Source organism: Geodermatophilus sp. SYSU D01105 (assembly GCF_054050095.1).
The window spans coordinates 14,713-39,692 of the sequence record NZ_JBJGYR010000024.1 but is presented as its reverse complement, the minus strand read 5'-3'; the positions used below and the strand labels follow the sequence as shown (position 1 = coordinate 39,692).

At 75.2% G+C, this 24,980-nt stretch carries 27 protein-coding genes; 15 read left to right on the top strand and 12 right to left on the bottom strand.

Features of this window, described 5'->3' with window-relative positions:
- The first annotated feature begins 46 nt into the window (after positions 1-46).
- Positions 47-424, top strand: a complete 378-nt coding sequence (locus ACI79I_RS20250) for a hypothetical protein (protein ID WP_456994111.1) — start codon at positions 47-49, stop codon at positions 422-424.
- 34 nt (positions 425-458) lie between these two features.
- Positions 459-1,499: an L-glyceraldehyde 3-phosphate reductase gene (gene mgrA / locus ACI79I_RS20245; protein ID WP_456994110.1), complete on the top strand. Its 1,041-nt coding sequence runs from the start codon at positions 459-461 to the stop codon at positions 1,497-1,499.
- Between the two features lie 104 nt (positions 1,500-1,603).
- On the opposite strand, the gene ACI79I_RS20240 is transcribed toward mgrA, so the two are convergent.
- Positions 1,604-2,443: an SRPBCC family protein gene (locus ACI79I_RS20240; protein ID WP_456994109.1), complete on the bottom strand. Its 840-nt coding sequence runs from the start codon at positions 2,441-2,443 to the stop codon at positions 1,604-1,606.
- A gap of 179 nt (positions 2,444-2,622) precedes the next feature.
- On the opposite strand from ACI79I_RS20240, the gene ACI79I_RS20235 reads away from it, so the two are divergent.
- The gene (locus tag ACI79I_RS20235) at positions 2,623-4,236 is read left to right on the top strand and encodes a gamma-glutamyltransferase family protein (protein ID WP_456994108.1); all 1,614 of its coding nucleotides are present in this window, start codon (positions 2,623-2,625) and stop codon (positions 4,234-4,236) included.
- Positions 4,237-4,267: 31 nt separating this feature from the next.
- Here ACI79I_RS20235 and ACI79I_RS20230 read toward each other — a convergent pair whose 3' ends face one another.
- Together ACI79I_RS20230 and ACI79I_RS20225 are read right to left on the bottom strand one after the other, a co-directional pair.
- Positions 4,268-4,732: an SRPBCC family protein gene (locus ACI79I_RS20230; protein ID WP_456994107.1), complete on the bottom strand. Its 465-nt coding sequence runs from the start codon at positions 4,730-4,732 to the stop codon at positions 4,268-4,270.
- An 8-nt stretch (positions 4,733-4,740) separates the two neighbouring features.
- Entirely contained in the window at positions 4,741-5,037 is a 297-nt protein-coding gene (locus tag ACI79I_RS20225) for a hypothetical protein (RefSeq protein ID WP_456945534.1), read from the bottom strand.
- A 285-nt stretch (positions 5,038-5,322) separates the two neighbouring features.
- Here ACI79I_RS20225 and helR point away from each other — a divergent pair, with 285 nt between their 5' ends.
- The gene (helR, locus tag ACI79I_RS20220; RefSeq protein WP_456994106.1) at positions 5,323-7,473 is read left to right on the top strand and encodes an RNA polymerase recycling motor ATPase HelR; all 2,151 of its coding nucleotides are present in this window, start codon (positions 5,323-5,325) and stop codon (positions 7,471-7,473) included.
- 93 nt (positions 7,474-7,566) lie between these two features.
- Here the strand turns inward: helR and ACI79I_RS20215 are convergent, their stop codons facing one another.
- On the bottom strand, positions 7,567-8,064 hold the full coding sequence (locus ACI79I_RS20215; RefSeq protein WP_456994105.1) for a hypothetical protein: 498 nt from the start codon (positions 8,062-8,064) through the stop codon (positions 7,567-7,569).
- 80 nt (positions 8,065-8,144) lie between these two features.
- Between ACI79I_RS20215 and ACI79I_RS20210 the strand changes: the two genes are divergently transcribed.
- Complete coding sequence (locus tag ACI79I_RS20210; RefSeq protein WP_456994104.1) at positions 8,145-8,600, top strand: hypothetical protein; 456 nt, start codon at positions 8,145-8,147, stop codon at positions 8,598-8,600.
- Positions 8,601-9,018: 418 nt separating this feature from the next.
- On the opposite strand, the gene ACI79I_RS20205 is transcribed toward ACI79I_RS20210, so the two are convergent.
- Positions 9,019-9,576: a dihydrofolate reductase family protein gene (locus ACI79I_RS20205; protein ID WP_456994103.1), complete on the bottom strand. Its 558-nt coding sequence runs from the start codon at positions 9,574-9,576 to the stop codon at positions 9,019-9,021.
- A 219-nt stretch (positions 9,577-9,795) separates the two neighbouring features.
- On the opposite strand from ACI79I_RS20205, the gene ACI79I_RS20200 reads away from it, so the two are divergent.
- Positions 9,796-10,179 (top strand): YciI family protein, encoded by a 384-nt coding sequence (locus ACI79I_RS20200; protein WP_456994102.1) that lies wholly within the window; start codon positions 9,796-9,798, stop codon positions 10,177-10,179.
- 99 nt (positions 10,180-10,278) lie between these two features.
- On the opposite strand, the gene ACI79I_RS20195 is transcribed toward ACI79I_RS20200, so the two are convergent.
- From ACI79I_RS20195 to ACI79I_RS20180, 4 genes are all read right to left on the bottom strand, one after another.
- Positions 10,279-10,920, bottom strand: a complete 642-nt coding sequence (locus tag ACI79I_RS20195; RefSeq protein WP_456994101.1) for a dihydrofolate reductase family protein — start codon at positions 10,918-10,920, stop codon at positions 10,279-10,281.
- Positions 10,921-11,341: 421 nt separating this feature from the next.
- Positions 11,342-11,746 carry an arsenate reductase ArsC gene (locus ACI79I_RS20190; RefSeq protein ID WP_456994100.1) on the bottom strand — a complete coding sequence of 135 codons (405 nt, stop codon included), beginning with the start codon at positions 11,744-11,746 and terminating at the stop codon, positions 11,342-11,344.
- The gene (gene arsB, locus ACI79I_RS20185; RefSeq protein WP_456994099.1) at positions 11,743-12,861 is read right to left on the bottom strand and encodes an ACR3 family arsenite efflux transporter; all 1,119 of its coding nucleotides are present in this window, start codon (positions 12,859-12,861) and stop codon (positions 11,743-11,745) included. Before arsB ends, ACI79I_RS20190 begins: the two co-directional genes overlap by 4 nt.
- On the bottom strand, positions 12,858-13,199 hold the full coding sequence (locus tag ACI79I_RS20180; RefSeq protein WP_456994098.1) for a metalloregulator ArsR/SmtB family transcription factor: 342 nt from the start codon (positions 13,197-13,199) through the stop codon (positions 12,858-12,860). The genes arsB and ACI79I_RS20180 overlap by 4 nt, the downstream gene beginning before the upstream one ends.
- 136 nt (positions 13,200-13,335) lie before the next feature.
- Here ACI79I_RS20180 and ACI79I_RS20175 point away from each other — a divergent pair, with 136 nt between their 5' ends.
- Both ACI79I_RS20175 and ACI79I_RS20170 read left to right on the top strand, forming a co-directional pair.
- Positions 13,336-13,776, top strand: a complete 441-nt coding sequence (locus ACI79I_RS20175) for an ArsI/CadI family heavy metal resistance metalloenzyme (RefSeq protein WP_456994097.1) — start codon at positions 13,336-13,338, stop codon at positions 13,774-13,776.
- 80 nt (positions 13,777-13,856) lie between these two features.
- Positions 13,857-14,798, top strand: a complete 942-nt coding sequence (locus ACI79I_RS20170; protein WP_456994096.1) for a hypothetical protein — start codon at positions 13,857-13,859, stop codon at positions 14,796-14,798.
- Positions 14,799-14,870: 72 nt separating this feature from the next.
- Here ACI79I_RS20170 and ACI79I_RS20165 read toward each other — a convergent pair whose 3' ends face one another.
- On the bottom strand, positions 14,871-15,395 hold the full coding sequence (locus ACI79I_RS20165; RefSeq protein WP_456994095.1) for a DinB family protein: 525 nt from the start codon (positions 15,393-15,395) through the stop codon (positions 14,871-14,873).
- Positions 15,396-15,487: 92 nt separating this feature from the next.
- Here ACI79I_RS20165 and ACI79I_RS20160 point away from each other — a divergent pair, with 92 nt between their 5' ends.
- The 7 genes from ACI79I_RS20160 to ACI79I_RS20130 all read left to right on the top strand — a co-directional run bounded on the left by ACI79I_RS20160 (position 15,488) and on the right by ACI79I_RS20130 (position 22,469).
- Positions 15,488-16,507 (top strand): helix-turn-helix transcriptional regulator, encoded by a 1,020-nt coding sequence (locus ACI79I_RS20160; RefSeq protein WP_456994094.1) that lies wholly within the window; start codon positions 15,488-15,490, stop codon positions 16,505-16,507.
- 43 nt (positions 16,508-16,550) lie between these two features.
- Complete coding sequence (locus ACI79I_RS20155) at positions 16,551-17,582, top strand: BMP family protein (RefSeq protein ID WP_456994093.1); 1,032 nt, start codon at positions 16,551-16,553, stop codon at positions 17,580-17,582.
- A 74-nt stretch (positions 17,583-17,656) separates the two neighbouring features.
- Positions 17,657-19,192, top strand: coding sequence for an ABC transporter ATP-binding protein (locus tag ACI79I_RS20150; protein ID WP_456994092.1), 1,536 nt, complete (start codon positions 17,657-17,659; stop codon positions 19,190-19,192).
- Positions 19,189-20,277 carry an ABC transporter permease gene (locus tag ACI79I_RS20145; RefSeq protein ID WP_456994091.1) on the top strand — a complete coding sequence of 363 codons (1,089 nt, stop codon included), beginning with the start codon at positions 19,189-19,191 and terminating at the stop codon, positions 20,275-20,277. Before ACI79I_RS20150 ends, ACI79I_RS20145 begins: the two co-directional genes overlap by 4 nt.
- Positions 20,274-21,203, top strand: a complete 930-nt coding sequence (locus ACI79I_RS20140) for an ABC transporter permease (protein WP_456994090.1) — start codon at positions 20,274-20,276, stop codon at positions 21,201-21,203. Before ACI79I_RS20145 ends, ACI79I_RS20140 begins: the two co-directional genes overlap by 4 nt.
- A gap of 211 nt (positions 21,204-21,414) precedes the next feature.
- Entirely contained in the window at positions 21,415-21,597 is a 183-nt protein-coding gene (locus tag ACI79I_RS20135; protein WP_456994089.1) for a hypothetical protein, read from the top strand.
- A 62-nt stretch (positions 21,598-21,659) separates the two neighbouring features.
- A complete protein-coding gene (locus tag ACI79I_RS20130; RefSeq protein WP_456994088.1) occupies positions 21,660-22,469 on the top strand; it encodes an SDR family oxidoreductase in 810 nt (269 codons plus the stop codon).
- Positions 22,470-22,499: 30 nt separating this feature from the next.
- Here ACI79I_RS20130 and ACI79I_RS20125 read toward each other — a convergent pair whose 3' ends face one another.
- Positions 22,500-23,897: an FAD-dependent oxidoreductase gene (locus tag ACI79I_RS20125; RefSeq protein ID WP_456994087.1), complete on the bottom strand. Its 1,398-nt coding sequence runs from the start codon at positions 23,895-23,897 to the stop codon at positions 22,500-22,502.
- A gap of 88 nt (positions 23,898-23,985) precedes the next feature.
- The gene (locus tag ACI79I_RS20120) at positions 23,986-24,918 is read right to left on the bottom strand and encodes a GGDEF domain-containing protein (protein ID WP_456994086.1); all 933 of its coding nucleotides are present in this window, start codon (positions 24,916-24,918) and stop codon (positions 23,986-23,988) included.
- Between the last annotated feature and the right edge of the window lie 62 nt (positions 24,919-24,980).

The following is a 24,980-nucleotide window of genomic DNA, read 5'->3' as shown; positions in this document are numbered from 1 at the left end:
GGCCTGCGCCAGGGCCGACCGGCCCCACCAGAGAGGAGGGCGCACCGTGTCCGACGACCTCGACGCGCTGCTCGGCGCCGTCGGCCCGGAGGTGGCCGCCCTCGTCCGTGCCGCCGACGAGCTGGTCCGGCGCACCGACCCGGACGTCGTCCGCGTCGTCTGGCCGCGCCAGGGGACCGTCGGCTACGGCGTCGGGCCCAGGAAGGGGACCGAGCACTACGCCTACCTCGCCGTCTACGGGCGGGTGCTCAACCTGGGCTTCAACCACGGCGCCGCGCTCGACCCCGCCGGCCTGCTCGACGGAACCGGCGCGTCCTTCCGCAAGCTCCGCGTGCACGGCCCCGAGACGCTGGCGGACCCGCGGGTGGCCGGCCTGCTGCGCGCCGCCCGGGCCGAGCGCCTCGCCGCCCTCGGCCGCGACTGAGCCGGGCAGCGCGACCGCTGGTTGGATTGCGGACATGGCCTACCGCGCGTCCGACGCCCGCTACGACTCCATGACCTACAGGCGCACCGGCCGCAGTGGCCTGGACCTGCCCGCGATCAGCCTCGGCCTCTGGCACAACTTCGGGGACGACGTCCCGTTCGACCGCCAGCGCGCGATCCTCCGCCGGGCCTTCGACCTGGGCATCACGCACTTCGACCTGGCCAACAACTACGGCCCGCCCTACGGCTCGGCGGAGACCAACTTCGGCCGGCACCTCGCCGACGACCTCGCGCCCTACCGCGACGAGCTGGTCATCTCCAGCAAGGCCGGCTACGACATGTGGCCCGGGCCCTACGGCCAGGGCGGTGGCTCGCGGAAGTACGTGCTCTCCAGCCTCGACCAGTCGTTGCGCCGGATGGGCCTCGAGTACGTCGACATCTTCTACTCACACCGGCCCGACCCGACCACGCCGCTCGAGGAGACGATGGGCGCGCTGCACCGCGCCGTCCAGGCGGGCAAGGCGCTGTACGTGGGCATCTCCAGCTACGGCCCGGAGGACACCGCGCGGGCCGCGGCGATCCTGGCCGACCTCGGGACGCCGCTGCTCATCCACCAGCCCTCGTACTCGATGCTCAACCGCTGGATCGAGACCGAGGGGCTGCTCGACACCCTCGAGCAGGTCGGCGCCGGCTGCATCGCCTTCTCCCCGCTGGCCCAGGGCATGCTCACGACGAAGTACCTGGACGGCGTCCCGGAGGGCTCGCGGGCCAGCCAGGACAAGTCGCTGTCGACCGACCTGCTCACCGAGGAGGCGCTCGCGCACGTCCGCGCGCTCAACGACATCGCCGGGCAGCGCGGGCAGGGCCTGGCCCAGATGGCGCTGGCCTGGGCTCTGCGCGACCCGCGGGTGACCACCGTGCTCATCGGCGCCAGCAGCGTGGGCCAGCTGGAGCAGAACGTCGGCGCGCTGCAGGGCCTGGACTTCAGCGACGAGGAGCTGGCCGCGATCGACCAGCACGCCGTGGATGCCGGCATCGACCTGTGGCAGGGGCCGCGCACCGCCGCCGGCGCCTGACGACAGCCGGCGGAGCACCGCAGCGAGCGAGGAGGGGACGGCGGCGCGGGATCGGGCGCAGGTCAGCGCCTGATCGCCCGGGGCCGGGCGCCGCTGCCCGGTGCTCAGTGGGGGCGGTCGGCGGTGCCGTCCTCGTCGCGGCCGACGCCGGGGTCGAGGGTGCGCTGCGCGATCGGCTCGGGCCCCTCGTCGAGCACCTCCGACGGCACGCCCACCGCCGCCGGCGACGAGTCGGGGGAGGGGACGGGGGCCGGCTCCGGCGCCGTGGCGGCGGCCCGCTCGGACGGCGGGACGGGGACCGGTCCCGGCTTGTCCTCGGGCTCGTCGTCCGCGCCGGAGCGGCTCGCCGCCACCGCGGCACCCACGGCGGCGGCACCGGCGGCCACCGCGGCGGCGCCGGCCGCGACCGCGGTCCCCGACACCCCGGCCGTCCCGCTGTCGCCGCGGGAGGTCGCGGCGGCCTCGACGCCCGGCGTCCCGACGCCGGCGCCCGCGTCGATCGAGCCCCGCCAGGCGCCGGTCGGGTACGCCTCGTCCTCGACCAGGGCCTTGAAGCGCTCGAGGTCGGCGCGCACCTGACGCTCGACGAGGCCCAGCGCGTCGCCGACGTGCTCGACGAGTCCCTCGGGCTCGTACTCCAGCGTCAGGTGCACGACCGTCGAGTCCGGACCCGCGGGCTCGAACCGGACGGCGCCGGCGTTGGTGGCGCCGCTCGTGGCCGCCCAGGCGATCGTCGTGTCGGGCACCTGCTCGAGGATGGTGGCCTCCCACTCCCGCCGGACGCCCGCGATCTGGGCGACCCAGTGCAGCCGGCGGTCGTCGAGCTGGCGGACCTCGGTCACGCCGCCCATGAAGTGCGGGAAGTCCTCGAACTGCGTCCACTGGTCGTAGGCCGTGCGCACCGGCACGTCGACCTGCAGAGAGTGTTCGGCCCGGGTCGCCATCGCGTCCTCCGTCGTCGCAGGGGGACCCGGGGTACCCGGCGCGCCGGGGGAGGATGCGCCGCCCGCCACAGAGACCGTCCCCACCGTCCCGGTGCCAGGGGCAGGATGGGCAGGTGCTGGTCGGCATCCCCGAGCTCGGGCGCGGTCCGCGGCGACTCCCGTCGCCGGCGGTGGGTTGAATGGGCGCCTGGACGCCGGCACAGGAGGCCGGCCGCGGGCCGACGGTGGCCGCCGGGGGGATGGTCACCAGCAGCTCCCCGGTGGTCAGCCAGGTCGGCGCCCGGGTGCTCGCCGACCGCGGGACGGCGGTCGACGCGGTGCTGGCGATGACCGCGATGGCGTGGCTGGCGCTGCCCGGCCAGTGCGGCATCGGCGGGGACGCCTTCGCGGTCGTCCGCGAGCCCGACGGCCGGGTGTGGACGGTGAACGGCAGCGGCCACGGCCCGGACGGCGCCACCGCGGAGGGCTACCTCGAGGAGGGGCTGACCGCGCTGCCGCTCGGCGGTGCCCGAGCGGTCGCCACCCCGGGTGCTCCGGCCGCGCTGGCCACGCTGCACGCCGCGGGTGCCACCCGGTCCCTGGCCGACCTCTGGGCCCCGGCGGTCGCCGCGGCCCGCGCCGGGCTGCCGTGCACGGTGAAGAACCGCGCCGACATCGCCGAGCACGCCGGCGCCCTGTCCGTCGACGCCGGGCTGCGACGCTGGCTGCTGCCCACCGGCGCGGTGCCCGCCGTCGGGGACCGGCTGCCGGCGCCCGAGCTGGCCGACAGCATCGAGCTGCTGGCCCGCGACCCGCTGGCGTTCTACCGCGGCGGCCTGGCCGAGCAGGCGGTCGCCGTGCTGCGCGCCGGCGGGGCCCCGTTCTCGGGGGAGGAGTGGGCGCTGGGGGCGCACGCCCCGGCCGAGCCGGCGATCAGCGCGCCCTACGGCGACCTCGTGCTCCACGAGACGCCGCCGCCGTCGCCGGGGTGGATGGTGCTGCAGCAGGCCGGACTGCTCGACGGGAGGCTGCCCGGCCTGCCCACCCTGGGCGCCGACGCCGTCCACCTCATGGCGCTGGCCGCGCGACGCGCCTTCCGCGACCGCCACGACTCCTGCGGCTCGGACAGCGAGGCCTGGCGCGCGCTGCTCACGCCCGACGCCCTCGCCGCGGCCCGGGCCCGGCTGTCCACCGAGCCGGCGGTCACCGGCGGGGCGGACACGGCCGGGGACACCACCAGCTGCGTGGCCGTGGACGCCGATGGCCGAGCGGTGAGCGCGATCTGGTCGCTGGCGTTCACCTTCGGCGCCCGGCTGTCGATCCCCGGCACCGGGATCGCGCTGAACGACCGGCTCGGCCGCGGCGCCTACCTCGTGCCCGGCCACCCGAACGCCCTCGCCCCGCGCCGCAAGCCGCTGCACACGCTCAACGCCTGGGTGCTCACCGACGCCGCGGGCCGGCTCCGGCACGCCGGCAACACCCCGGGCGGCGACGGCCAGGTGCAGTGGAACACCCAGGTGGTCTCGCACCTGGTCGACGGTGGCCTGGACCCGCAGGCGGCGGTCACCGCGCCGCGGTTCACCGTGCACCCGGGCAGCGACGCCGACGCCCTCGGCGCCCCGGAGACCCTGCGGTGCGAGACCCGCCTCGGGGCCGAGGTGCTCGCCGGGCTGGCCGACCGGGGCCACGTCGTCCAGGAGGTCGGGGCGTGGGGTGCCGGTGGCAGCGCACTGGTCGTGTCGCTGGACCAGTCCCGCGGCACGCTGGCCGGCGGTGCGGACCCGCGGCAGGACGGGGTGGCGCTCGGCGTCTGAGCGCCCGGTCGCGGGGACCTGACCGCGGGGGTCAGGCCTCGACGAGCACCGCCAGCCGGTCCAGGGACAGCCGCCACCCGGTCTCGTTGTCGGCGGCCGAGACGACGTCGGGCAGCCCGTCGTGGACCGCGACCAGGTCGGTGCCGCCGTCGGCGTCGGCCAGGGTGATCGTGATCGTCATCTCGCCACGCAGGGCGGGGTCGTCGGACTCGAACTCGTCGACCTCCACGACCAGCTCGTCGGGCACCAGCCGGGCGAACCGGCCGCGGTAGGTGTCGGTGTGCGCGGTCGTCTTGCCGGCCGGCCCGGGCTCGTCGTAGGTCAGCGAGATCCGGAACGTGCCGCCCTCCCCGCCGGTGAACTCGTGCACCTGCGCGGTCATCCCCGGGGGCACCTTCCACCGGGCGACGGCGTCGACGTCCAGCAGGGCGCGGTAGACCGCCGCGCGCGGTGCCCGGATGTGCCGGGCGACCCGGGTCGAGGTCACGACGGGCATCCTGCCGGTCAGGGACGCGGGTTGGTCCGTGTCCAGCCGCGCTCGTCCCGGCGGGCGCCCAGCGCCGCCCGGCAGCGGCGGCAGACGGCCGCCACCTCCTCCGCGTGCCGCCCCGACTCCGGCTGGACGTCGGCCCAGCCGACGTGCGGGAAGCGGGCCAGCCGGGACCTGCTCAGCGACAGCCCGCAGACGGTCTCGTTGCGCCCGCGCTCCCACGCGTGGACCTCTCCGGCGGGGTAGCGGATGCCGTCGTCGGGGTCGGTCCACTGGCCTGCCGCCGCGACCGCGGCGTTGCGCACTCCCATGCCGGTCCCATACCCGCCGGCCTGGACACGCACCGGTGCGGCGCCGATCACCGAGGAGGTCGTCCGTCCCGACGGACGAGACGAGGGAGGGGGAGGGGACCCTCCCCGCCACTTCCAAACTACAGCGCACCCCGGGTCTTGCGGCAAGACCCGGGCCGTGCCGCAGAATCGCCCGGCCGCGGCCTGGACCTGCGGGAACGCGGGGTGCCGCACCCTCCGAGCCGCCGTCCCGAGCGCCGAGACCACCGTCCCGAGTCGTGCGTCCCCGAGCGGAGTCCTGCTGACGTGACACCTCTGACCACGAGCGCCTTCGACCTCCCCGACCGCCTCACCGCCAAGGCCGACCCGGCGCTGACCGCCGGCGACGAGCGGCACTTCGCCGCTCTCGCGGAGGGCCTCGAGCGAACGATCGCCGACCTGTCCGACCGCCTCGACGCCGAGCGCCGGACGCCCGGCGGCACCGGCCAGGAGGCGCTGGACCGGGACCTGGAGGTCCACCGGCTGACCGCTCGCCTGCGCACCCTGCGCCGCTTCGGCCTGGACCTGTGCCTGGGTCGCATGGTGGGCACGGACGGGGAAGCCGTGTACGTCGGGCGGCTCGGCCTCACCGACGGCGCGGGCCGGCGGCTGCTGGTCGACTGGCGCTCACCCGCGGCCGAGCCGTTCTTCGGGGCGACCCACGCCAACCCCATGGGGCTGACCAGCCGCCGCCGGTACCGCTGGACCCGCGGCCGGATCAGCGACTACTGGGACGAGGTGTTCACCCCGGACGGCCTCGACGGGCACGCCGCCGCGCTGGACGACCAGTCCGCCTTCATCGCCAGCCTGGGCAGCAGCCGGTCGCCGCGGATGCGGGACGTGCTCGGCACCATCCAGGCCGACCAGGACGCCGTCATCCGGGCCGGGTCCGCCGGCGCCCTGGTCGTCGACGGCGGCCCGGGCACGGGCAAGACCGTCGTGGCCCTGCACCGCACCGCCTACCTGCTCCACTCCGACCCGCGCCTCGGGCACCGCCGCGGCGGGGTGCTGTTCGTCGGTCCGCACCAGCCCTACCTGGCCCATGTCGCTGACGTCCTGCCCAGCCTCGGCGAGGAGGGCGTGCAGACCTGCACGCTGCGCGACCTCGTCCCCGAGGGGCGGTCCGCGCGGGTCGAGACCGACCCGGAGGTGGCCCGCCTGAAGTCGTCCGCGGACCTGGTCGGGGCGATCGAGGCGGCGGTCCGGTTCTACGAGGAGCCGCCCGCCACGGGGATGACGGTCACCACCCCGTGGGCCGACGTCCGGCTGAGCGCGGAGGACTGGGCCGAGGCGTTCGAGGCCGCGGACTCGGGCACCCCGCACAACGAGGCGCGCGAGGAGGTGTGGGAGGAGGTGCTCGCGATCCTGGTCGACGGGCACGACGAGGACGACGTCCCGGCCGACCTGGTGCGCGCCGCGCTGCTGCGGGACCGGGAGCTGCGCACCGCCTTCGACCGCGCCTGGCCGGTGCTCGACGCAGCCGACCTCGTCGGGGACCTGTGGTCGGTGCCCGCCTACCTCCGGCGGTGCGCTCCGTGGTTGAGCCGCGACGACGTCCGGGCGCTGCAGCGCGCCGACCCCCGGGCCTGGACGGTGTCGGACCTGCCGCTGCTCGACGCCGCCCGGCAGCGGCTCGGCGACCCCGGGGCGTCCCGACGGCAGCAGCGGCGGGCCGCCGCCGTCGCGGTCGAGGGCGAGCGCATGGCCGACGTCATCGACGAGCTGATCGAGGCCGACGACTCCGAGCTGCTGCTGATGACCAGCCTCCGCCACCAGGACCTCCGGGACGCCCTGGTCGACCAGGACGCGCTGCCGACCGCCGAACCGGACCGGCTCGCCGGCCCGTTCGCGCACGTCGTCGTCGACGAGGCCCAGGAACTGACCGACGCGGAGTGGCAGATGCTGCTGGCCCGGTGCCCGTCCCGCAGCCTCACCATCGTCGGGGACCGCGCCCAGGCGCGAGCGGGGTTCGCGGAGTCGTGGCGGGAACGGCTCGAGCGGATCGGGCTGGACCGGGTCGAGCTGGCGTCGCTGGGCATCAACTACCGGACGCCGGCCGAGGTGATGGCCGAGGCCGAGCCGGTCATCCGGGCGGTGGTCCCGGACGCCAACGTGCCGACCTCCATCCGCAGCACCGGCGTCCCCGTCGTCCACGCGCCCGTGTCGGGTCTGCACGCGATCCTCGACGCCTGGCTCGCCGCGCACGCCGAGGGGACCGCCTGTGTCATCGGCGATCCCACGTTCCGGGGGAGTGCCCGCGTCCGGTCGCTGACGCCGCAGCTGGCCAAGGGGCTCGAGTTCGACCTGGTCGTCCTCGTCGAGCCGGAGGCGTTCGGCACCGGCGTCCAGGGCGCGGTGGACCGCTACGTCGCGATGACCCGGGCGACCCAGCAGCTCGTCGTGCTCCGCGGCTCCTGACGTCGGCCGGCAGCCCGTCGTCCCCGCGCGCCGGACCCGGGCCGGGCCCGGCGCGCGTCCCGCGGGACGTCGCCGGGGCGGCGGTCCCGCGGGTCAGGCGTCCGCCCAGCGCACCGCGCGACCGTGGACCACTCGCCGGTCGACCTCCTCGACGACCAGCTCCACGATCCCCCGAGCCGGCCCGGTGGCCGCCAGGAGCGGTTCCGTCGGCAGGGTGCGCCCGGTCGGCAGCAGGCCCAGGACGCCGGCGATGGCGGTGAGCGCGGCATCGGTCGGCGTCCACTCGCGGCCGGGCCCGGACCGCATGGCCTGCTCGTCCGCCCGCGTCCGGTCTACCGGCCCGGAGGTGAGCAGCTCGGCCAGGGACTTCCCGCCACCGGCCAGGAGCCGGTCCGCGGGAGCGAACCCGCTGGGCAGGGGGTCGATCTCCACGGCCTCGGCCGTCTCCGCCACCCGGCCCCGCAGCGCGAGGTCGACCAGCAGCGCTCCCCGCACTGCAAGCGGCGTGACGAGGTCGTCGGTCAGCCGGCCCCTGTCCAGGGCCAGGCAGGCGAGCCGCATCGAGACCGAGTCGTCCCAGTCGCACTCCACCGGGTGATCATGGCGTCCCCGACAGGGGCCGGCACGAGTGAGGCGATCGCACCTGCGGCGTCGACCTGCACGATCAGGCCGTGACCACCGCCGACCCGGAGCTCCGCCTCCGCCCGCCGCTGTGGGCGCGGGCGTGGATCGGGGCGTTCCTCCCGGTGTGGCTGTGGATCTGGTTCTCGCAGTCCGACGGGCAGGGGGCGGTCGGCTGGCTGGTCGCGGCGTTCGGCGTGGCCCTGGGCGCCCGCATGGTCGTGATGGGCGCCGTCGGGACCGCCGACGGCCGGCTGACGGTGCGCAACCAGTTCACGACCCGCACCTTCCGCCGGGACGAGCTGGCCGACGCGGTGGTCGACCGGGCCGCCGGCCGCCTCGGTGGAGGGTGGGCGGTGTGGCTCGTGCTCCGCGACGGGTCACGCCACCGCGTCCAGCTGACCGAGGTCCCGTTCCTGCCCGGCTCCACCGGTCGCCTCGCGCGGGACGCCGCGCGGCTGCAGGAGTGGATCCGGACACCAGGGGCCCCACGGCCCTCCTCGTGAGCGGGCGTCGTGGCTGACCCACCGCGTTGCGTCGCGGTCTCCGAGCGCCCTGGCGTCGCTCCCCTCGTGGACGGGGCCGTCGCCGTGTGCGGCCGGGAGTTCTCGGATCGACGATCGGGGGCGGGGTGTCTGCTCGGCTCGTCGCGCTCACCTTCGACGCGAACGACCCGCCGCGTCCGGCGCACTCCTGGGCCGGCGTCCCGGGCTGGTCGACATCGGCCAGGGCGAGGTCGACTGGGCGGTGCTGGCCGACCCCGACGGCAACGAGCTCTGCGTCTGGCCCTCCGGCTGGCGCGACCGGTGTCGGAGTGCGCGCCGGGTGAGGACGTTCCCGCGGGAACGCGCGAGGCGCTCGGCTTGACGGCGTTCCCGCGGGAACGTCTCGGAGGCAGCAGGGCGCGCAGGAGCCCGGTGCGGCTCAGCGGGTCCGGTAGCGCGCGTAGATCAGTCCGCTGTCGAAGGTGCGCTCCTCGACGAGCTCGAGTTCGAGGCGCACGCCGTCGGGGAAGAACCGCTTGCCGCCACCGACCACGCTCGTCGTGATGAAGAGGTGGTACTCGTCCACCAGGCCGGCTGCGATCGCCTGGGCGGCGAGGGTCGGGCCGTCGACGGTGAGATCGGAATCGGCCTCGGCCTTGAGCTCGCGCACCGCCTCCGGGTCGAAGGTCCGCTCGATCCGGGTCTTCTCGCTCGACACCGACTCCAGCGTCGTGGAGTACACGATCTTCTCCGCGGCCTGCCAGTCGCGGGCGTACTGCAGGATGTGCGGCGGCACGTCGGGCAGGGTGTGCGCGGTCTCCCAGAAGACCATCGTCTCGTACATGCGTCGGCCGTAGAGGTACGTGCCGACGGGGCGGAAGACGTCGCCGATGAAGGAGTGCACCTCCGGGTCCTCGGCCCCGGTGCCGAGGTCGCCCTCGGCTGCCTCGGCGTAGCCGTCCAGGGAGGTGATCATCGAGTAGATGAGCTTGGCCATGCGTCTCCTCCGGCACGAGCGCGTCAGCCTCTTCGGTGGGCCTCGACGCTGTGACCTGCGCAGGAGTGGCGTCTCATCGGTCGGCGGGGCGGCCCGTTCCGGAACCGAGGGCTGTTGCTGCCACCGACCGGCCCCGACCGATGAGATCCGGCGGCGCACGGGGTCACTCGCTCGTGGACGCGGCCACTCGGGCCGCCACGACGACCTCGGAGGACCACCGTGACGCAGTACCTGCTGTCCATGCCGCACGACTCGGCCGAGGAGCCCACCATGGCGTCGATGGACCCCGCCGAGCTGGAGGCCACGCTGGCAGTGGCTCGTGCCTTCCTCGAGGAGCTGGCGGAGTCGGGCGCTCTGGTCTTCGCGGGTGGACTCCACCCACCCTCCAGCGCGGTCACCGTCGACCACACAGGCGACGACCTCGCCCTCGCCGACGGGCCGTACACGCAGGCGCCGGAGTACCTGGGCGGCTTCTGGGTGGTCGAGGCACCGGACCGGGAGGCCGCCGTCGCCTGGGCCGCGAAGGCGTCCGAGGCGCTCGGCGCCCGGATCGAGGTCCGTGCCTTCCAGGAGGTCCCCGCCCAGGGCTCGGGACAGCAGTGAGCCCTCGGCCGGCCACGCGGTCGGCACCCGCCCAGGCGGGGTCCAGCGGCCCGGTGAGGCGCGGGTGCGGGCCTCGGGCAGGCAGGATGACCCGCGCCGTCACGACCTCGTGAACGTGAGGTGGGTGACGCCGCTGGGTGTCGAGACCGCCTCGATGTCGTAGTCCGCCTCGAGAGCCTCGAGGCCGTCCCACAGCCGCACTCCGCGGCCGAGCACGATCGGCACCTGGACCAGGTGGACGTGGTCGACGAGCCCCGCCGCGATGAAGTCGCGGGCGACGGTTGGGCCGCCGCCGATGCGCACGTCCCGGCCGGCTGCCGCCTCGCGCGCGACGTCGAGGGCCTCGGCCGGCGAGGCGTCGAGGAAGTGGAACGTCGTCCCGCCGGCCATCTCGATCGGCGACCGCGGCCGGTGGGTGAGCACGAAGGTCGGCGTGTGGAACGGCGGGTTCGGGCCCCACCACCCCTGCCACTCGGCGTCGTCCTGCCAGCCCGGGGGGCCGAACTTGCCCGCGCCCATGATCTCGGCGCCGATGCCCGGCTCGTGCTGCTGGGCGATCGCGTCGTCGACGCCGGCGCTGCCGCCCGTGCGTCCCACGATCGGGGCGCCGAAGCGGGTGGCGATCATCCACGCGTGCAGCCGTTCGCCGGCGTGGCCGAAGGGGGTCTCGAGTGCCTGGCCCTCACCGGTGGCGAATCCGTCCAGCGAGATGGAGAGGTTGTGGATGCGGGTCCGTGTCATCTGCTCGCTCCGTCGGCTCGGCTGCTTCCCGCCGGTGGAGACCTGCGCCGGCCTCGGCACTCATCGGTCCCGTGCGGCTTCCCTCCGTCCGAGCCGGAGCATCCCGGTTACCTGCACCCTCGGGCCGGCGCGGTCGGGGCGAGCGGCGCCGACGGTCCCGGCGAGCAGCACGGCCAGGGCGGGCACCGACGCGGAGCGACCAGCACGCCCGGGGTCACCGAGGCGGCGAAGTCGTCGGTGATCTGGCGCAGCGGCACGTTGACCGCGTTGTTGCTGACCGTGCCGAGGAACGCGGCGGCGAGCAACCGCCCGGTCCGCGGGGGAGGGAGCGGTCGGCTGCGGCAGGCCGCTCGTCCTCGGTCGCGTCACCGGTCACCGGGACGTCCTCCTCGGTCACACCGGGGCACAGCTCGCCACGTGGTCACGGTGCGCTGGGCAGCAGCTCGGCCAGCAGGGCGCGCACGCGGCCCTCGATCTCGTCCCGGATCGGCCGGACGGCGTCGACGCCCTTGCCCGCCGGGTCCTCGAGCTGCCAGTCCAGGTAGCGCTTCCCCGGGAACACCGGGCACGCGTCGCCGCAGCCCATCGTGATGACGACGTCGGAGGCCTCGACCGCCTCGGGGGTGAGCACCTCCGGCCGCCGGCCGGTGAGGTCGATGCAGACCTCGGCCATGGCCGCGACGGCGGCGGGGTTGACCTGCTCGGCGGGCAGCGAGCCGGCCGAGCGCACCTCCACCGCGTCCCCGGCCAGGTGCTGCAGCCAGCCGGCGGCCATCTGCGAGCGGCCGGCGTTGTGCACGCAGACGAACAGCACCGACGGCGTCATCGGGGGCTCCGGGCGGTCGCGGGGACGGTGGGGTCGTCGGCGGGGAAGCGGCGGGCCGCCCAGAGGGCGACGTAGACCAGCGCGACCAGGACCGGCACCTCGATCAGCGGGCCGACCACCCCGGCCAGCGCCTGCCCGGAGGTGACGCCGAAGGTGCCGATGGCCACCGCGATGGCGAGCTCGAAGTTGTTGCCGGCCGCGGTGAAGGCCAGCGTCGCCGTCCTGGCGTAGCCCAGCCGCAGCCGCATGCCCAGCAGGAACGAGCCGCCGAACACGAGGGCGAAGTAGGCCAGCAGTGGGAGCGCGATCCGGGCGACGTCCCAGGGCCGGGAGGTGATCGCCTCGCCCTGCAGCGCGAAGAGCATGACGATCGTGAACAGCAGGCCGTAGAGGGCCACCGGGCCGATGCGCGGCAGGAAGCGGCCCTCGTACCAGTCCCGGCCCCTGCGGCGCTCGCCGAGCGTGCGGGTGAGGAAGCCGGCGAGCAGCGGGATGCCGAGGAAGACCAGGACACTGAGCACGATCGCCCACACGCTGTACTCCGCCGAGGTGGTCGGCAGGCCCAGCCAGCCGGGCAGCACCTGAAGGTAGAACCAGCCGAGCACGGCGAAGGCCAGGACCTGGAACACGGAGTTGAGGGCCACGAGCACCGCGGCGGCCTCCCGGTCGCCGCAGGACAGGTCGTTCCAGATCAGCACCATCGCGATGCAGCGGGCCAGCCCGACGATGACCAGGCCGGTGCGGTACTCGGGCAGGTCGGGCAGGAGCAGCCAGGCCAGGGCGAACATCAGCGCAGGCCCGACCAGCCAGTTGAGCACCAGGCTGGCGACCATCAGCCGCCGGTCGCCGGTGACCCGGTCGAGCTCGGTGTACCGGACCTTGGCCAGCACCGGGTACATCATCAGGACCAGCCCGACGGCGATCGGCAGGCTGACGTTGCCGACCTCCACCGCCGACAGGGCGTCGTCCAGCCCGGGGACCCAGCGCCCCAGCAGCAGGCCGGCGGCCATCGCGGCGATGATCCAGACCGGCAGGAACCGGTCGAGGACGGACAGCCGCTGCAGGACCGGGGCCCCCGGCTCCCGCACGGCGACCTCGGCGACGGTGTCGCTCACGCGGGGACCGCGGCGGGTTCGAACAGGCCGGCGACGGCGGCCAGCGCCTCCCGGCGGACGGCGTAGTAGACCCACACGCCGCGCTTCTCCCGGTCGAGCAGGCCGGCCGAGTGCAGCACCTTGAGGTGGTGGCTGATCGTCGCCTGGGTCAGGTCGAACGCCTCGTTGAGGTCGCAGACGCACGCCTCACCCGAGGCGCTCGAGGCGATCAGGCTGACCAGCCGCAGCCGCACCGGGTCGGCCAGCGCCTTGAGCAGCGGGACCACCCGCTCGGCCTGCTCGGCGGACATCGCCGTGCCGGTCAGCGGTGGGCAGCACGCCGGGCCGGGGTCGCTCATCGGGCCTCCTGCGGTCGGGACATCGGTGCACATCATAGCGACGTCCATCGTATTGACAATCATCGATGCGCTGCCCCAGGGTGGTCGCCCATGGGACATCGACGGTCGTCGATGTCACCGAACCGAGGAGGTCCCCGTGTCCCGCATCCAGCTCGCGCTCCGCGTCGCCGACCTCGACGCCGCCGTCGACTTCTACGCGCGGCTGTTCGACACCGCCCCGGCCAAGCGCCGTCCGGGCTACGCGAACTTCGCCATCGCCGAGCCGCCGCTCAAGCTGGTCCTCCTGGAGGGCGTCGCCGGCGAGCCCACCCGCACCGACCACCTCGGCGTCGAGGTGGCGACCACCGAGGAGGTCACCGCGGCCTCGTCCCGGCTGGCCGCGGCCGGCCTGGCTCCGCGCGTCGAGGACCAGACCGCCTGCTGCTACGCCGTCCAGGACAAGGTCTGGGTGACCGGCCCCGGCGGCGAACCGTGGGAGGTCTACACGGTGACCGGCGACCACCGCCCCGACCTGGAGGGCCGGACGGAGCGCGAGCTGTCCGCGGTCGCCGGCGACGGCCGCTGCTGCGCCTCCTGAGCTCCCGGGTGCTACGAACTCGGGGTGATCGCGCGCCGATCACCCCGAGTTGGCAGGTCTCCGACGACGACAGGGGCGCCGTGGAACTCGACGAGGTCGCCGACGAGCTCTACGCCGTCCCGCCCGGGGAGTTCACCGCCCTGCGCAAGCAGCGCCAGGACGACGCCCGGGCCGAGGGGGACCGGACCCTGGCCAAGGACATCGGGACCCTCCCCAAGCCGTCGCTGGCCGCCTGGGTCTGCAACCTGCTCGTGCGGGCGCACCGGGAGGAGATCGAGTCGCTCGTCGAGCTCGGCGGACTGCTCCGCGAGGCGCAGGAGAACCTCGCCGGTGACCAGCTCAAGGCGCTCAACCGCCAGCGCGCCCAGCTGCTCGCCGCCCTCGTCCGGCAGGCCGCGGCGCTCGCCCGCGACCAGGACCACCGGGTGAGCAGCTCGGTCGAGGCCCAGGTGGAGGAGACGCTGCGCGCCGCGATGGCCGACCCGGAGGCGGGGGAGGCGCTGCTGACCGGGCGGCTGGCCACGCCGATGTCCTACAGCGGGATGGGGACGACCGGTGCCCGGCCGGCGCTCCGGCTGGTGCCCGCACCCCGCGCGGACCGTGCGGAGCAGCCGGCGGAGCGGCAGGGAGCCGACGCCGCGGAGCGCCGGCGGCAGCGCGAGGAGGCCCGGCGGCGCGAGGAGGAGGCCCGACGGGCTGAGGAGGAGCGCCGCCGGCGGGAGCTGGAGGAGGCCCGCCGCGCCGCGGAGGAGGCGGCCACGGTCGCCGCGGAGTCCCGGGCCGCGGCCGAGGAGGAGCAGCGGCGGGTCGACGACCTCGACGCCCGGCGGGCAGACCTGCAGGCCCGCGTCGAGGAGCTGACCGACGAGCTCACCCGCACCGAACGGGAGGCCGCCGAGACCGCCGAGGAGCTCAGGCGGGCCGAGCGGCACCGCCGCACCGCCGAGCGCCAGGCCGGGGAGGCCGCGGCGGCCCGCGACCGGGCGCTGGCCCACGTGGCCGAGCTGGAGGCGCGCGACTGACCCGACCGAGGCCCACGGGGCTCGCCCGCTCGGTCCGTGGGCTGACCGGGTGGGGGCGCTGACCGTCCGGGGTCAGCCCATCGTCTTCTGGCCGTCGAGCGACTCCCGCAGGATGTCGGCGTGCCCGGCGTGCTGGGCGGTCTCGGCCACGATGTGCAGGAACACCCGGCGGGCCGACCGGCGCGCTCCCGGCGGGAACCACGGCGCCTCCGGCAGCGGGTGCGAGACGTCGAGGTCGGGCAGCGTGCGCACCAGTTCGTCGGTGCGGCGGGCGACCTCCTCGTAGTGGGCGAGGATCCCCTCGAGCGTCTCGTCCGGGCCCATCCGGAACTCCTCGGCCCACCTCGCCATCTGCTCGGGGTCGTCCGGGCCGGCCATGACGCCAGGGCCCTGCAGGATGAAGTCCGCCCAGGTGGCCTCGGTGTGGGCCACGTGCTTGACCAGCCCGCCGAGGGTCAGCTCGCTGGCCGTCGTCCGCTGCCGGGCCTGCTCGTCGGTCAGCCCCTGCACGGTGTACCGGAGGAAGAACCGGTGCGTGCCGAGGGCCTCCAGCAGGTCCGCCCGCTCGCCGGTCACGGTGCTCGTCGTGCTGGTCATCGTCGTCCTCCTGGTGGGTTCCGGCTCCGTCGGGACCAACGCTACGGACCCCACATGCCAGATCCTGACCTCAATTGCAGCAGGATCGGGAGATGACCGATCCGGGTGCGCGCACCCTGCGCCTGCTGTCCCTGCTGCAGCAGCGCCGGTACTGGGCCGGCGCCGACCTCGCCGACCGGCTCGGGGTCTCCGTCCGCACGCTGCGCCGCGACGTCGACCGGCTGCGCGACCTCGGCTACCCGGTGGAGGCCCAGCGCGGCGTGGACGGCGGCTACCAGCTCGCGCCGGGCGCGGCCCTGCCCCCACTGGTCCTGGACGACGAGGAGGCGGTCGCGCTCGCCGTCGGCCTTCAGGCGGCGGCGCAGAGCGCGGTCGTGGGGACGGCGGAGTCGTCGGTGCGCGCGCTGGCCAAGGTGGTGCAGGTGATGCCGCCACGGCTGCGCCGCCGGGTGGAGGCGCTGCGGGCGGTCACCGAGCCCGCGCCCTGGGGCGGTACCCGGGACGTCGTCGAGCCCCTGACCCTCACCGCCGTCGCCCAGGCCTGCCGCGACACCGAGCGGCTCACGTTCGGTTACACGTCCGCCGACGGGACGGTGACCGAGCGCGAGGTCGACCCCCACCGCCTGGTGGCCCTGGGCCGCCGCTGGTACCTGGTCGCGTACGACCTGACCCGCGGGGACTGGCGCAGCTTCCGCCTCGACCGGCTGGACCGGCCGCGGCCCACCGGTGCGCGGTTCGCGCCGCGGCGGCTGCCCGCCGAGGACGCCGTGGCCTTCGTCCGTGCCGGCATGGGGGCGCCCACCTCGGCGCGGACGGTGGAGGCCGTGGTGGAGGCGCCGGCCGCGCGGGTGCGGCAGCGCATCGGGCGGTGGGCCACCGTCGAGGAGGGCGGACCGGGCCGCTGCCGGGTGCGGATGGAGACAGACTCGCTGGACTGGCCGGCGCTGGCCCTCGGCTCCCTCGGCGCCGGGTTCACGGTGGTGTCGCCGCCGGAGTTCGTCGACCTGCTCCGCGACTGGGCGGACCGGTTCGACAGGGCCGTCCGGTCCGGGGTCGGTATCGATTCGGTCTCGGACGCGACACGTGTGAGGGGTGCCACAACCCCCGGCTGACAGGCTCGCTCACCCGACCCTGCGACCGAGGATGGTGCCGTCCATGCGCTCCGCCCGTGTGCTCCTGCGCTCCGCCGCGATGTGCTCTGCGCTGCTGCTGACGGTCACCGCCTGCGGGGGAGGCGACGACGGCGGCGGTGGTGGTGGCGGCGCCGGGGGCGGGCAGGAGGCGCCGCGCATCGCCGCCGTCTTCTCGGGGACCACGACGGACGCGGACTACACCTTCCTGGGCCTGGAGGCGCTGCAGGCCGCCGAACAGCAGTACGGCGCCGAGACGACCTACTCCGAGAGCGTCGCGGTGCCCGACGCGCAGCGCGTGCTGCGGGAGTACGTCGCCGACGGCTACAGCGTCATCTGGACCCACGGCAGCCAGTTCTACGACGCGACCGTCGCCGTCGCCGAGGAGGCGCCCGACGTCGTCTTCATCGCCGAGCAGGACACCCAGCCCCCCGACGTCCCGGACAACGTCTGGGTGCTCGACCGCAACTTCCACCTGGCCTTCTACCCGCTGGGCGTGCTGGCCGCGGCCACCACGCAGTCCCAGCAGATCGCCTACCTGGGCGGCGCCACCCTGCCGTTCAGCTACTCCGAGGTGCACGCCGTCGAGCAGGCGCTGGAGGACGTCGGGTCGACCGCCACCCTGACCCCCGTGTGGACCGGTGACCTCAACGACCCGACCCGCGGCCAGCAGTTCACCAGCCAGCTCATCGCGGGGGGTGCCGACGTCGTCCTGGGCTCGCTGAACCTCGGCATGGTCGGCGCCTTCGAGGCGGTCAAGGCCGAGCCGCCGGGCGAGGTCCGGATCACCGCGAAGTACACCGACAAGTCCGACCTCGCCCCCGACCACTACCTGACCTCGGTGCTCTACGACTTCTCCGTGGTGCTCGACGAGATCCTCGGCCAGGTGCAGGGCGGCGAGACCGGCGGCTACCTCGGGATGAGCTTCGAGCAGGGCATCTCCCTGCAGCCCCCGGCCGGCGTCGACCAGGCCGTCGTGGACCAGGTCAACGAGGTGATCGACGGCCTGACCAGCGGCGAGATCGAGGTCGAGCGCGACGTCACCCCGGTCGAGTGACGGCGTCGGGACAGCCGCGGGCGGGGGAGGCGCTCCCCGCGCCCGCGGACCGCGTGCCCCTGCGGATGACCGGCGTGAGCAAGTCGTTCGGGTCGGTCAGGGCCCTGGTGGACGCCGACTTCGAGCTCGCCGCCGGTGAGGTGCACGGGCTCGTCGGCGGCAACGGTGCCGGCAAGACGACCCTGATGAACGTCCTGTACGGGCTCTACCGGCCCGACTCCGGGTCGATCCGGGTCGACGGCCGCGAGGTGACGATCCGGTCGCCGCGCGACGCCATCGGCCTGGGCATCGGCATGGTCCACCAGCACCTCCTCCAGGTGCCGGCGTACTCGGTGGTGGAGAACGTCGTCGTCGGCACCAGCGGTCGGTCCGGGAGCCTGCGACGGGCCGCCCGGCGGATCGCGGAGCTCTCCGACCGCTTCGGCCTCGCCGTCGACCCGCGGGCCCGGACCGACCGGCTGTCGGTGGGGGCCCGGCAGCGGGTGGAGATCCTCAAGGTCCTCTACCGCGGCGCGCGGATCCTCGTCCTCGACGAGCCCACCACCAACCTCACCCCGCAGGAGGTCGACGCGCTGTTCACCTCCCTGCGCGAGATCGTCACCGAGGGCACCAGCGTCGTGTTCATCTCGCACAAGGTGCGCGAGGTGCTGGCCATCTGCGACCGGATCTCGGTCATGCGCGACGGTCGCCGGCTGACCACCGTGCGCCGCGCGGAGACCGACGCCGCCGGGGTCGCCGGCCTGATGGTGGGCGAGCTGGCCACCGAGCAGTCCTCGGAGGTGGCGGCCGCCCTGGGCCTGACACCGGTGGCTGCCGCGGTGCCGGACACCCCCGGGCACGTGGTCGCGGAGACGGCCGTGCGGCTGGCCGTGTCCGGGCTGGGCGTCGACAACGACCAGGGCGTGCCGGCGCTGGAGGGCCTCGACCTCGCCGTCCGTGCGGGTGAGGTCCTCGGCGTGGCCGGGGTCGCCGGCAACGGCCAGGTCGAGCTCGCCGAGGCGCTGGCCGGGGTCCGCCCGGTGCGGACGGGCAGCGTGCGGGTCGACGACGCGGAGCTGGTCGGCCGGCCCACGCGCCGCTGGCTCGAGGCCGGCATCGCCTACGTGCCCGAGGACCGGCACCGCGACGGCATCCTCGGGGCGGCGTCGGTGACCGACAACCTGCTGCTCGGTTCGCAGCGCAGCGGCGAGTTCCGCCGCGCCGGACTCATCGACTGGCGCCGCGTGCGCGAGCACAGCCGGCAGACCATCGAGCGCTACGCCATCCGGACGCCGGGCCCGGACGCGCCGGCCGCCAACCTGTCCGGTGGCAACATCCAGCGGCTGGTGCTGGCCCGCGCCTTCGAGCGGCAGCCGTCGGTGCTGGTGCTGCAGAACCCCACCCGCGGGCTGGACATCCGGTCCACCCGCTTCGTGTACGACCGCGTCGAGGAGGCGCGCGACCGCGGCTGCGCCGTCGTGCTCATCTCCGAGGACCTCGACGAGCTGAGCCTGCTCGCCGACCGGATGGTGGTGCTCTACTCCGGCCAGGTGGTCGGCGAGCGGCTCCGCGGCGACTTCGACGCCTACGCACTGGGCCGGCTGATGGCCGGCGTCCGGGAGGACGCATGAGTGCCCCGACCGCACCGACGCAGACCGAGCTGCCGGACGTCCCGCTGCACGGCGGCGTGCGGCTGCTGCGCGACCTGCTGCCCTACGTGCTCGCCCTGGTGCTGGCCTTCGCGGTCTCCGGCATCGTCATGGCGGTCCTGGGTTACGACGCGTCCGGCGCCTTCACCAGCATCCTGTCGACGTCGTTCAAGACGACCTTCGGCTTCACCGAGACCCTCACCAAGTGGGTCACCGTCGTCCTGCTCGCCCTGGCGTTCACCATCCCGCTGGCGGTGGGCCGGTTCAACATCGGCGGCGAGGGACAGCTGCTGGTCGGCGGCACGGCCGCGGCGGGTGTCGGGATCGTGTACGGCGACCTGCCGACGGTCCTGCTGCTGCCGCTGGTGCTGCTGGCCGGGGTGCTCGCCGGGGCGGTCTGGGCCGGCATCGCCGCGCTGCTCATGGGCCGGTTCGGGGTGAACGAGATCCTCAGCACGGTGCTGCTGAACTTCGTCTCCTTCCAGGTGCTCGACTACGCCGCCACCGAGGTGTGGGCCGACCCGGCCGCCGGCGTGGCGGCCACCCAGCCGGTGGGGGAGTCCGCCGAGCTGCCGGTCCTCGGGGGGCCTCCGGGCGTGCACGCCGGCATCCTGCTGGCCGTCGTGGTGAGCCTGGCGAGCATCGTCGTCACGCGGCGGACGGCGGCCGGCTTCGAGCTGCGGGCCGCGGGGACCAACCCCCGCGCCGCGGCCATCAACGGGATCCGGGTGGGCCGGATCGCCGTCGTGGCCCTCGTCGTCGGCGGGGCGCTCGCCGGCCTGGCCGGCGCCATCGAGGTGGCCGGCGTCCACGGCCGCGCCATCGAGGGCATGCAGGCCAACTACCTGCTGCTCGGCATCATCGTCGGGCTGATCGCCCGCGGGAACGCGCTGTGGGTGCCGGTCGTGGCCTTCGGCATCTCGATCCTCGAGGTCGGGGCGAGCTCGATGCAGCGCACCGTCGGGGTGCCGGCCGAGATGGTCCTCATCATCGAGGCCCTGATCCTGATCTTCCTCCTCCTCTCCGACGTCATCGCCGGACGGCTCGCGCGGAGGGCGGCGGCATGAGCGAGTTCGAGACCCTGGCCCAGCTCACCGTCATCGCGACGGTGCCCTACCTGCTGGCCTCGCTCGGCACCATGCTGGGCGGCCTGGCCGGCGTCTTCAGCGTCTCGCAGGAGGGCGTCATGGTCCTCGGCGCGTCGGTCGGCTTCCTGGTCAGCTACGGCGTCGGCAGCAACACGGTCGGCATCGTGACGGCGGCCGGGGTGGGCGCCCTGTTCGGGCTGGTCCTGGGCTGGGCGACGACGTCCCTGCGGCTGGACCAGTTCGTGATCGGCCTGGCGCTGTTCTTCGCCGCCACCGGACTGGCCGGCCTGCTGTTCCGCGTGGTGGTCGGGCAGTCGGGGACGCAACCGTTGATCGAGACCCTGCCCCGGCTGGAGATCCCGCTGCTCAGCGGGATCCCGGTGCTGGGCACCGTGCTGTTCTCGCACAACCTCCTCGTGTACCTGACCGCGCTCCTCGCGGTCGGCCTGTACCTGTTCCTGTACCGGACGCGTGCGGGGCTGGACCTGCGGGCGGTGGGGGAGAACCCGAAGGCGGCCGACAGCCTCGGCATCGGCGTGGCCCGGACCCGCATCTGGACGGCGACGGCCGGGGGCGCCCTCATGGCCGTGGCCGGGGCGTACCTGCCGATGGTCTACACCGGGACGTTCACCGAGGGGATCATCGGCGGCCGCGGGTGGCTGGCGATCGCGCTGACCTTCTTCGGCGGCTGGCGCCCGCAGTTCATCGCCGCCGGGGCGCTGTTCTTCGCGGCCATGGACGTGATCGCGCTCCGCGCCGAGGTCGGTGACGTGGGGATCCCCAGCCAGGTGCTCCTGGTCGTCCCGTACGTGGCCACCCTGCTGGTGATGGTCTTCGCCTTCCGCTGGGCGCGGGTCCCGGCGTTCCTGGGCCGCAACTACGACCGGGAGAGCCGCACCGCGTGAGGGAGGACCCCTGAGAGGACCCCGTCCAGAGGCGGACCGTGGGAGGACCCCGTCCTCCCCACCCTCCGCCGGCTCAGGGCGGGACCCGGGACGGGGCCGGCGGTGAGCCTCTGGACGGGGCCGCGTGCCCATCGCGGCCCCGGGAAACGTCGTACCCCCGGCCTAGCGTGCGGGTCATCGAGAGACACGACACGCACCCGCGGAGGTCACGATGACCCGCATCGTCACCAGCATCGCCACGCTGGACCTGGAGATCGCCGTCGCCTACATCGCCCTGGGCGTGGCCCGCAGCGCCTGGGACCACTGCCCGTCGGGGGAGAACGACCGGCGGGTGGCCGAGGCCGCGGCCGCGGTCGACGCGCTGCTCGACGAACGCCTCGACGCCGCCGCCTGAGCACACTCCGTGCGACCCCCGACGGACCTGCGGGGGAGTCCGGCCGGCCCTAGCGTCGGGCCATGACCCAGACCGCCCCGCCCCGCATCGCCCTCGTCACCGGCTCGGACTCCGGCATCGGCAAGGCGACCGCCGTCGCCCTCGCGGAGTCCGGCTGCGACGTCGGGATCACCTGGCACCGCGACCGTGACGGGGCCGAGTCCACCGCCGAGGAGGTCCGCGGGCTCGGTCGGCGGGCCGAGGTCCGGCAGCTGGACCTGACCCGGTTGCCGGAGGCCGCGGACGTGGTGGACGACCTGGCCGAGGCGCTGGGCGGCGTCGACGTGCTGGTCAACGACGCCGGCACCGGCCACATGAGCACGATCCTCGACACCGACTTCGCCACCTGGCGGGAGGTGCTCGCCACCGACCTCGACGGTGCGTTCCTGTGCCTGCAGAAGGCCGCGCGGCGCATGGTCGCCGCCGGCCGCGGCGGGCGGATCGTCAACATCACCAGCGTCCACGAGCACCAGCCGCGGGTCGGCGCGGCCGCCTACTGCGCGGCCAAGGGCGGCCTGGGGCTGCTCACCCGGGTGGCCGCGATCGAGCTGGCCGAGCACGGGATCACCGTGAACGCCGTGGCGCCCGGTGAGATCGCCACGCCGATGACCGGGCAGGAGGACGAGGACCCGACCGCGCCCGGGCACGAGCGGCCCGGCGTCCCGCTGCGCCGTCCCGGGGACGCCCGTGAGGTCGCCGCGGTCGTGGCCTTCCTCGCCTCGCCGGCGGCCGCCTACGTCACCGGCGCGTCCTGGCCGGTGGACGGCGGCATGCTGCAGATGGGCCCGATGGCGGGCTCCCACCTCGACTCCGACGACTGGCGCCGCCCCTGACGGGTGGCCCTCGGCGGGGCAGGGGGTCCGTCACCCGGCGAGCAGGTCCACCAGTTGCCGCCGGTCGGGGCCGGGCGCGGCCGGCACCGGCTGGTCGGCGTACGCCTCCAGCCGTTCCCGCATCCCCGGCCGGGCCAGCACCTCCTGGGGCAGGGCCAGGCACGTGATCGTCTCGAGCAGCGCCCGGTAGGCCTCCGGGTCGTGCATCGCGGCGGCCAGCAGCCGGGCCTGGACCGGGTTGGGGGGTGGCGGTTCCCGGCCCTCGCGGAGGGCGTCCATCTCGGCCAACCGGGCGTGGTCGGCGGCGACCTGGTTGCGGAAGAACGGCGCCACCTCCCGCTCGGTGCCCTCGTCGAAGGCCCGCACGAACGCCGCGGGGTCGCCCAGGTGCTCGCGCGCTGTGGCCCGCAGCAGCTGGGCGTGCACCATGCCGACCGACAGGCCGCGGCCGGCCGAGGGGTTGGTGCAGGCCCACGCGTCGCCCACCGGGACGTAGCCGGTCACCACCGGCTCCCCGTCGACGACCAGCCGCCGGTAGCAGTCGAGCACGCCGGCCATGGCGAGCACGTCGGTGATCGGTTCGCCGTCCAGCCAGTGCGCCTGGCGGGGGCAGGCCGCCACCACGCGGGTGAAGGCCGCCGGGTCGCGCAGCGCCTTGAGCGGCGTGTCGCGGGTCGGTCCGAACACGGTGACCGACCAGGTGTCGTTGTCGGAGATCAGCGTGATCAGCGTGATGCTGCCGATCGGGGTCAGCTGCGGGCCGACCCGTCGCGGCTGCTCCGGGCCGGTGTAGTACCGCGTGTAGTAGACGAAACCGCTGGTGTCGCGCTCCACGTGCGGGGGCCGGGCGCCCAGCTCGGTGAGCCAGTCGCTGCCCCGCGTCCGGCGGCCGGTCGCGTCGACCACCAGGTCGGCGGGCAGCACGGTCCCGTCGTCGGTGCGCAGGCCGGTGACGTGCGGGACGCCGGGCAGCGGCGCCGGGCCGGTCACGAGGCCGGCGACCCGCACTCCGCGGCGCACCGTGACCCGGGGGTGCTCGGCCGCCATCGTGGCGACGACGGCCTCGGCGACCGGACGGCGGCCGGTCACGAACCGCAGCCGGTCGTCGCCGGGCCGCGGTGCGCGGTCCTCGATCGTCGGGGGGAGGGCCGACGTGTAGTCGCCCCAGGCGCACCCGGCGGCGGACAGCCGGTCGACCAGCCCCGGCAGCTCCTGCTCGGCGACCAGCCGGAAGCGCGGGAAGAGCGTGTGCGGCTGCCGGAACTGGGCCACGCCGGCACGGCGCCAGCCGTCCCAGGCGTCGACCGGGGTGTCCGGCGGCTCCAGGGGGTCGACCTCGACGACGGTCACGTCGTGCCCGTCGTCGGCCAGCATCAGCGCGGTGGACAGGCCGATGGTGCCTCCGCCGCAGACCACGATCCCCGCCATGCCGACCTCCCGGGCAGACCCTCCGCCCACCCTCCGCCCGGGCGGAGGGCCGGGACAGGGCCGGACGGCCCCGTCCCCGGGCCCTCGCTCAGGCGGCCCGGCGGTTGCGGCGCTTGTCCCGGTACAGCTCGACGTCGGCGCGCGCCACGAGGTCGGACAGGCCGTCACCGGGCCGGGCGGTGGCGGTCCCGGCCGACCACGACGCCGGGTGGCTGGCCCGCAGCCGGGTCAGCAGCTCGCCGGCGTCGCCGGCGTCGGTGTTGGGCAGGCAGAGCACGAACTCGTCCCCGCCCTGGCGGCCGAGCAGGTCGGCCATCCGCAGCTCCGTGCTCCAGGACCGGGCGAGAGCCTGCAGGAGGGCGTCGCCCGCACCGTGCCCCTCCTCGTCGTTGACGGCCTTGAAGCCGTCGAGGTCGATGACCGCCACCGTGAGCGGCTCCCCGGTGCGCTGCGCATGGGCGAGGCTGCGGGCGGCGTCGGCCTCCCAGGCGCGCCGGTTGGCCAGGCCGGTGAGCGGGTCGGTGCCGGCCGCCCGGCGCAGCTGCCCGGCGATGCGCACCTGCGCCTCGGCGACGACCACGACCGTCACCACCATGGTCAGCCACGGCACGGCGAAGCCCGACGGCGCCGCGGCGACCGCCCCGGCGGTGGTCGCCGCGACCAGGGCGGCGACGTGCAGGCGGGCGGCGCGCGCGCTGAGGTAGTGGGCGCAGAACAACCCCACCGCGACCATGCACGGGCCCAGGCCGACGATGCCGACCGCGGTCACCGACCGCCACGCCAGGACGGCGACCAGCGCCGACACCAGCCCGACCGCGGCGTGCACCCAGCCCGCGCCCAGCCGGGCCCGGCGCCACCACAGCAGCGCACCGCCGACGAGGCCGACCGCGGCCAGCACCCAGGTCAGTCCCACGGGGGTGTCGGGCGACATCGGGTGCAGCGCCCCCACGACGCACAGGGCGCCGCTGACCGCGTACAGCAACGCGAGCAGCGCGACCCCTGTCGGCCGATCCCCGTCCACGTGTCCCCCGTTCGTCCCGCCCAGCATCGACCGGACCGGTGACGTCCTGGAGCGCTGCGTGA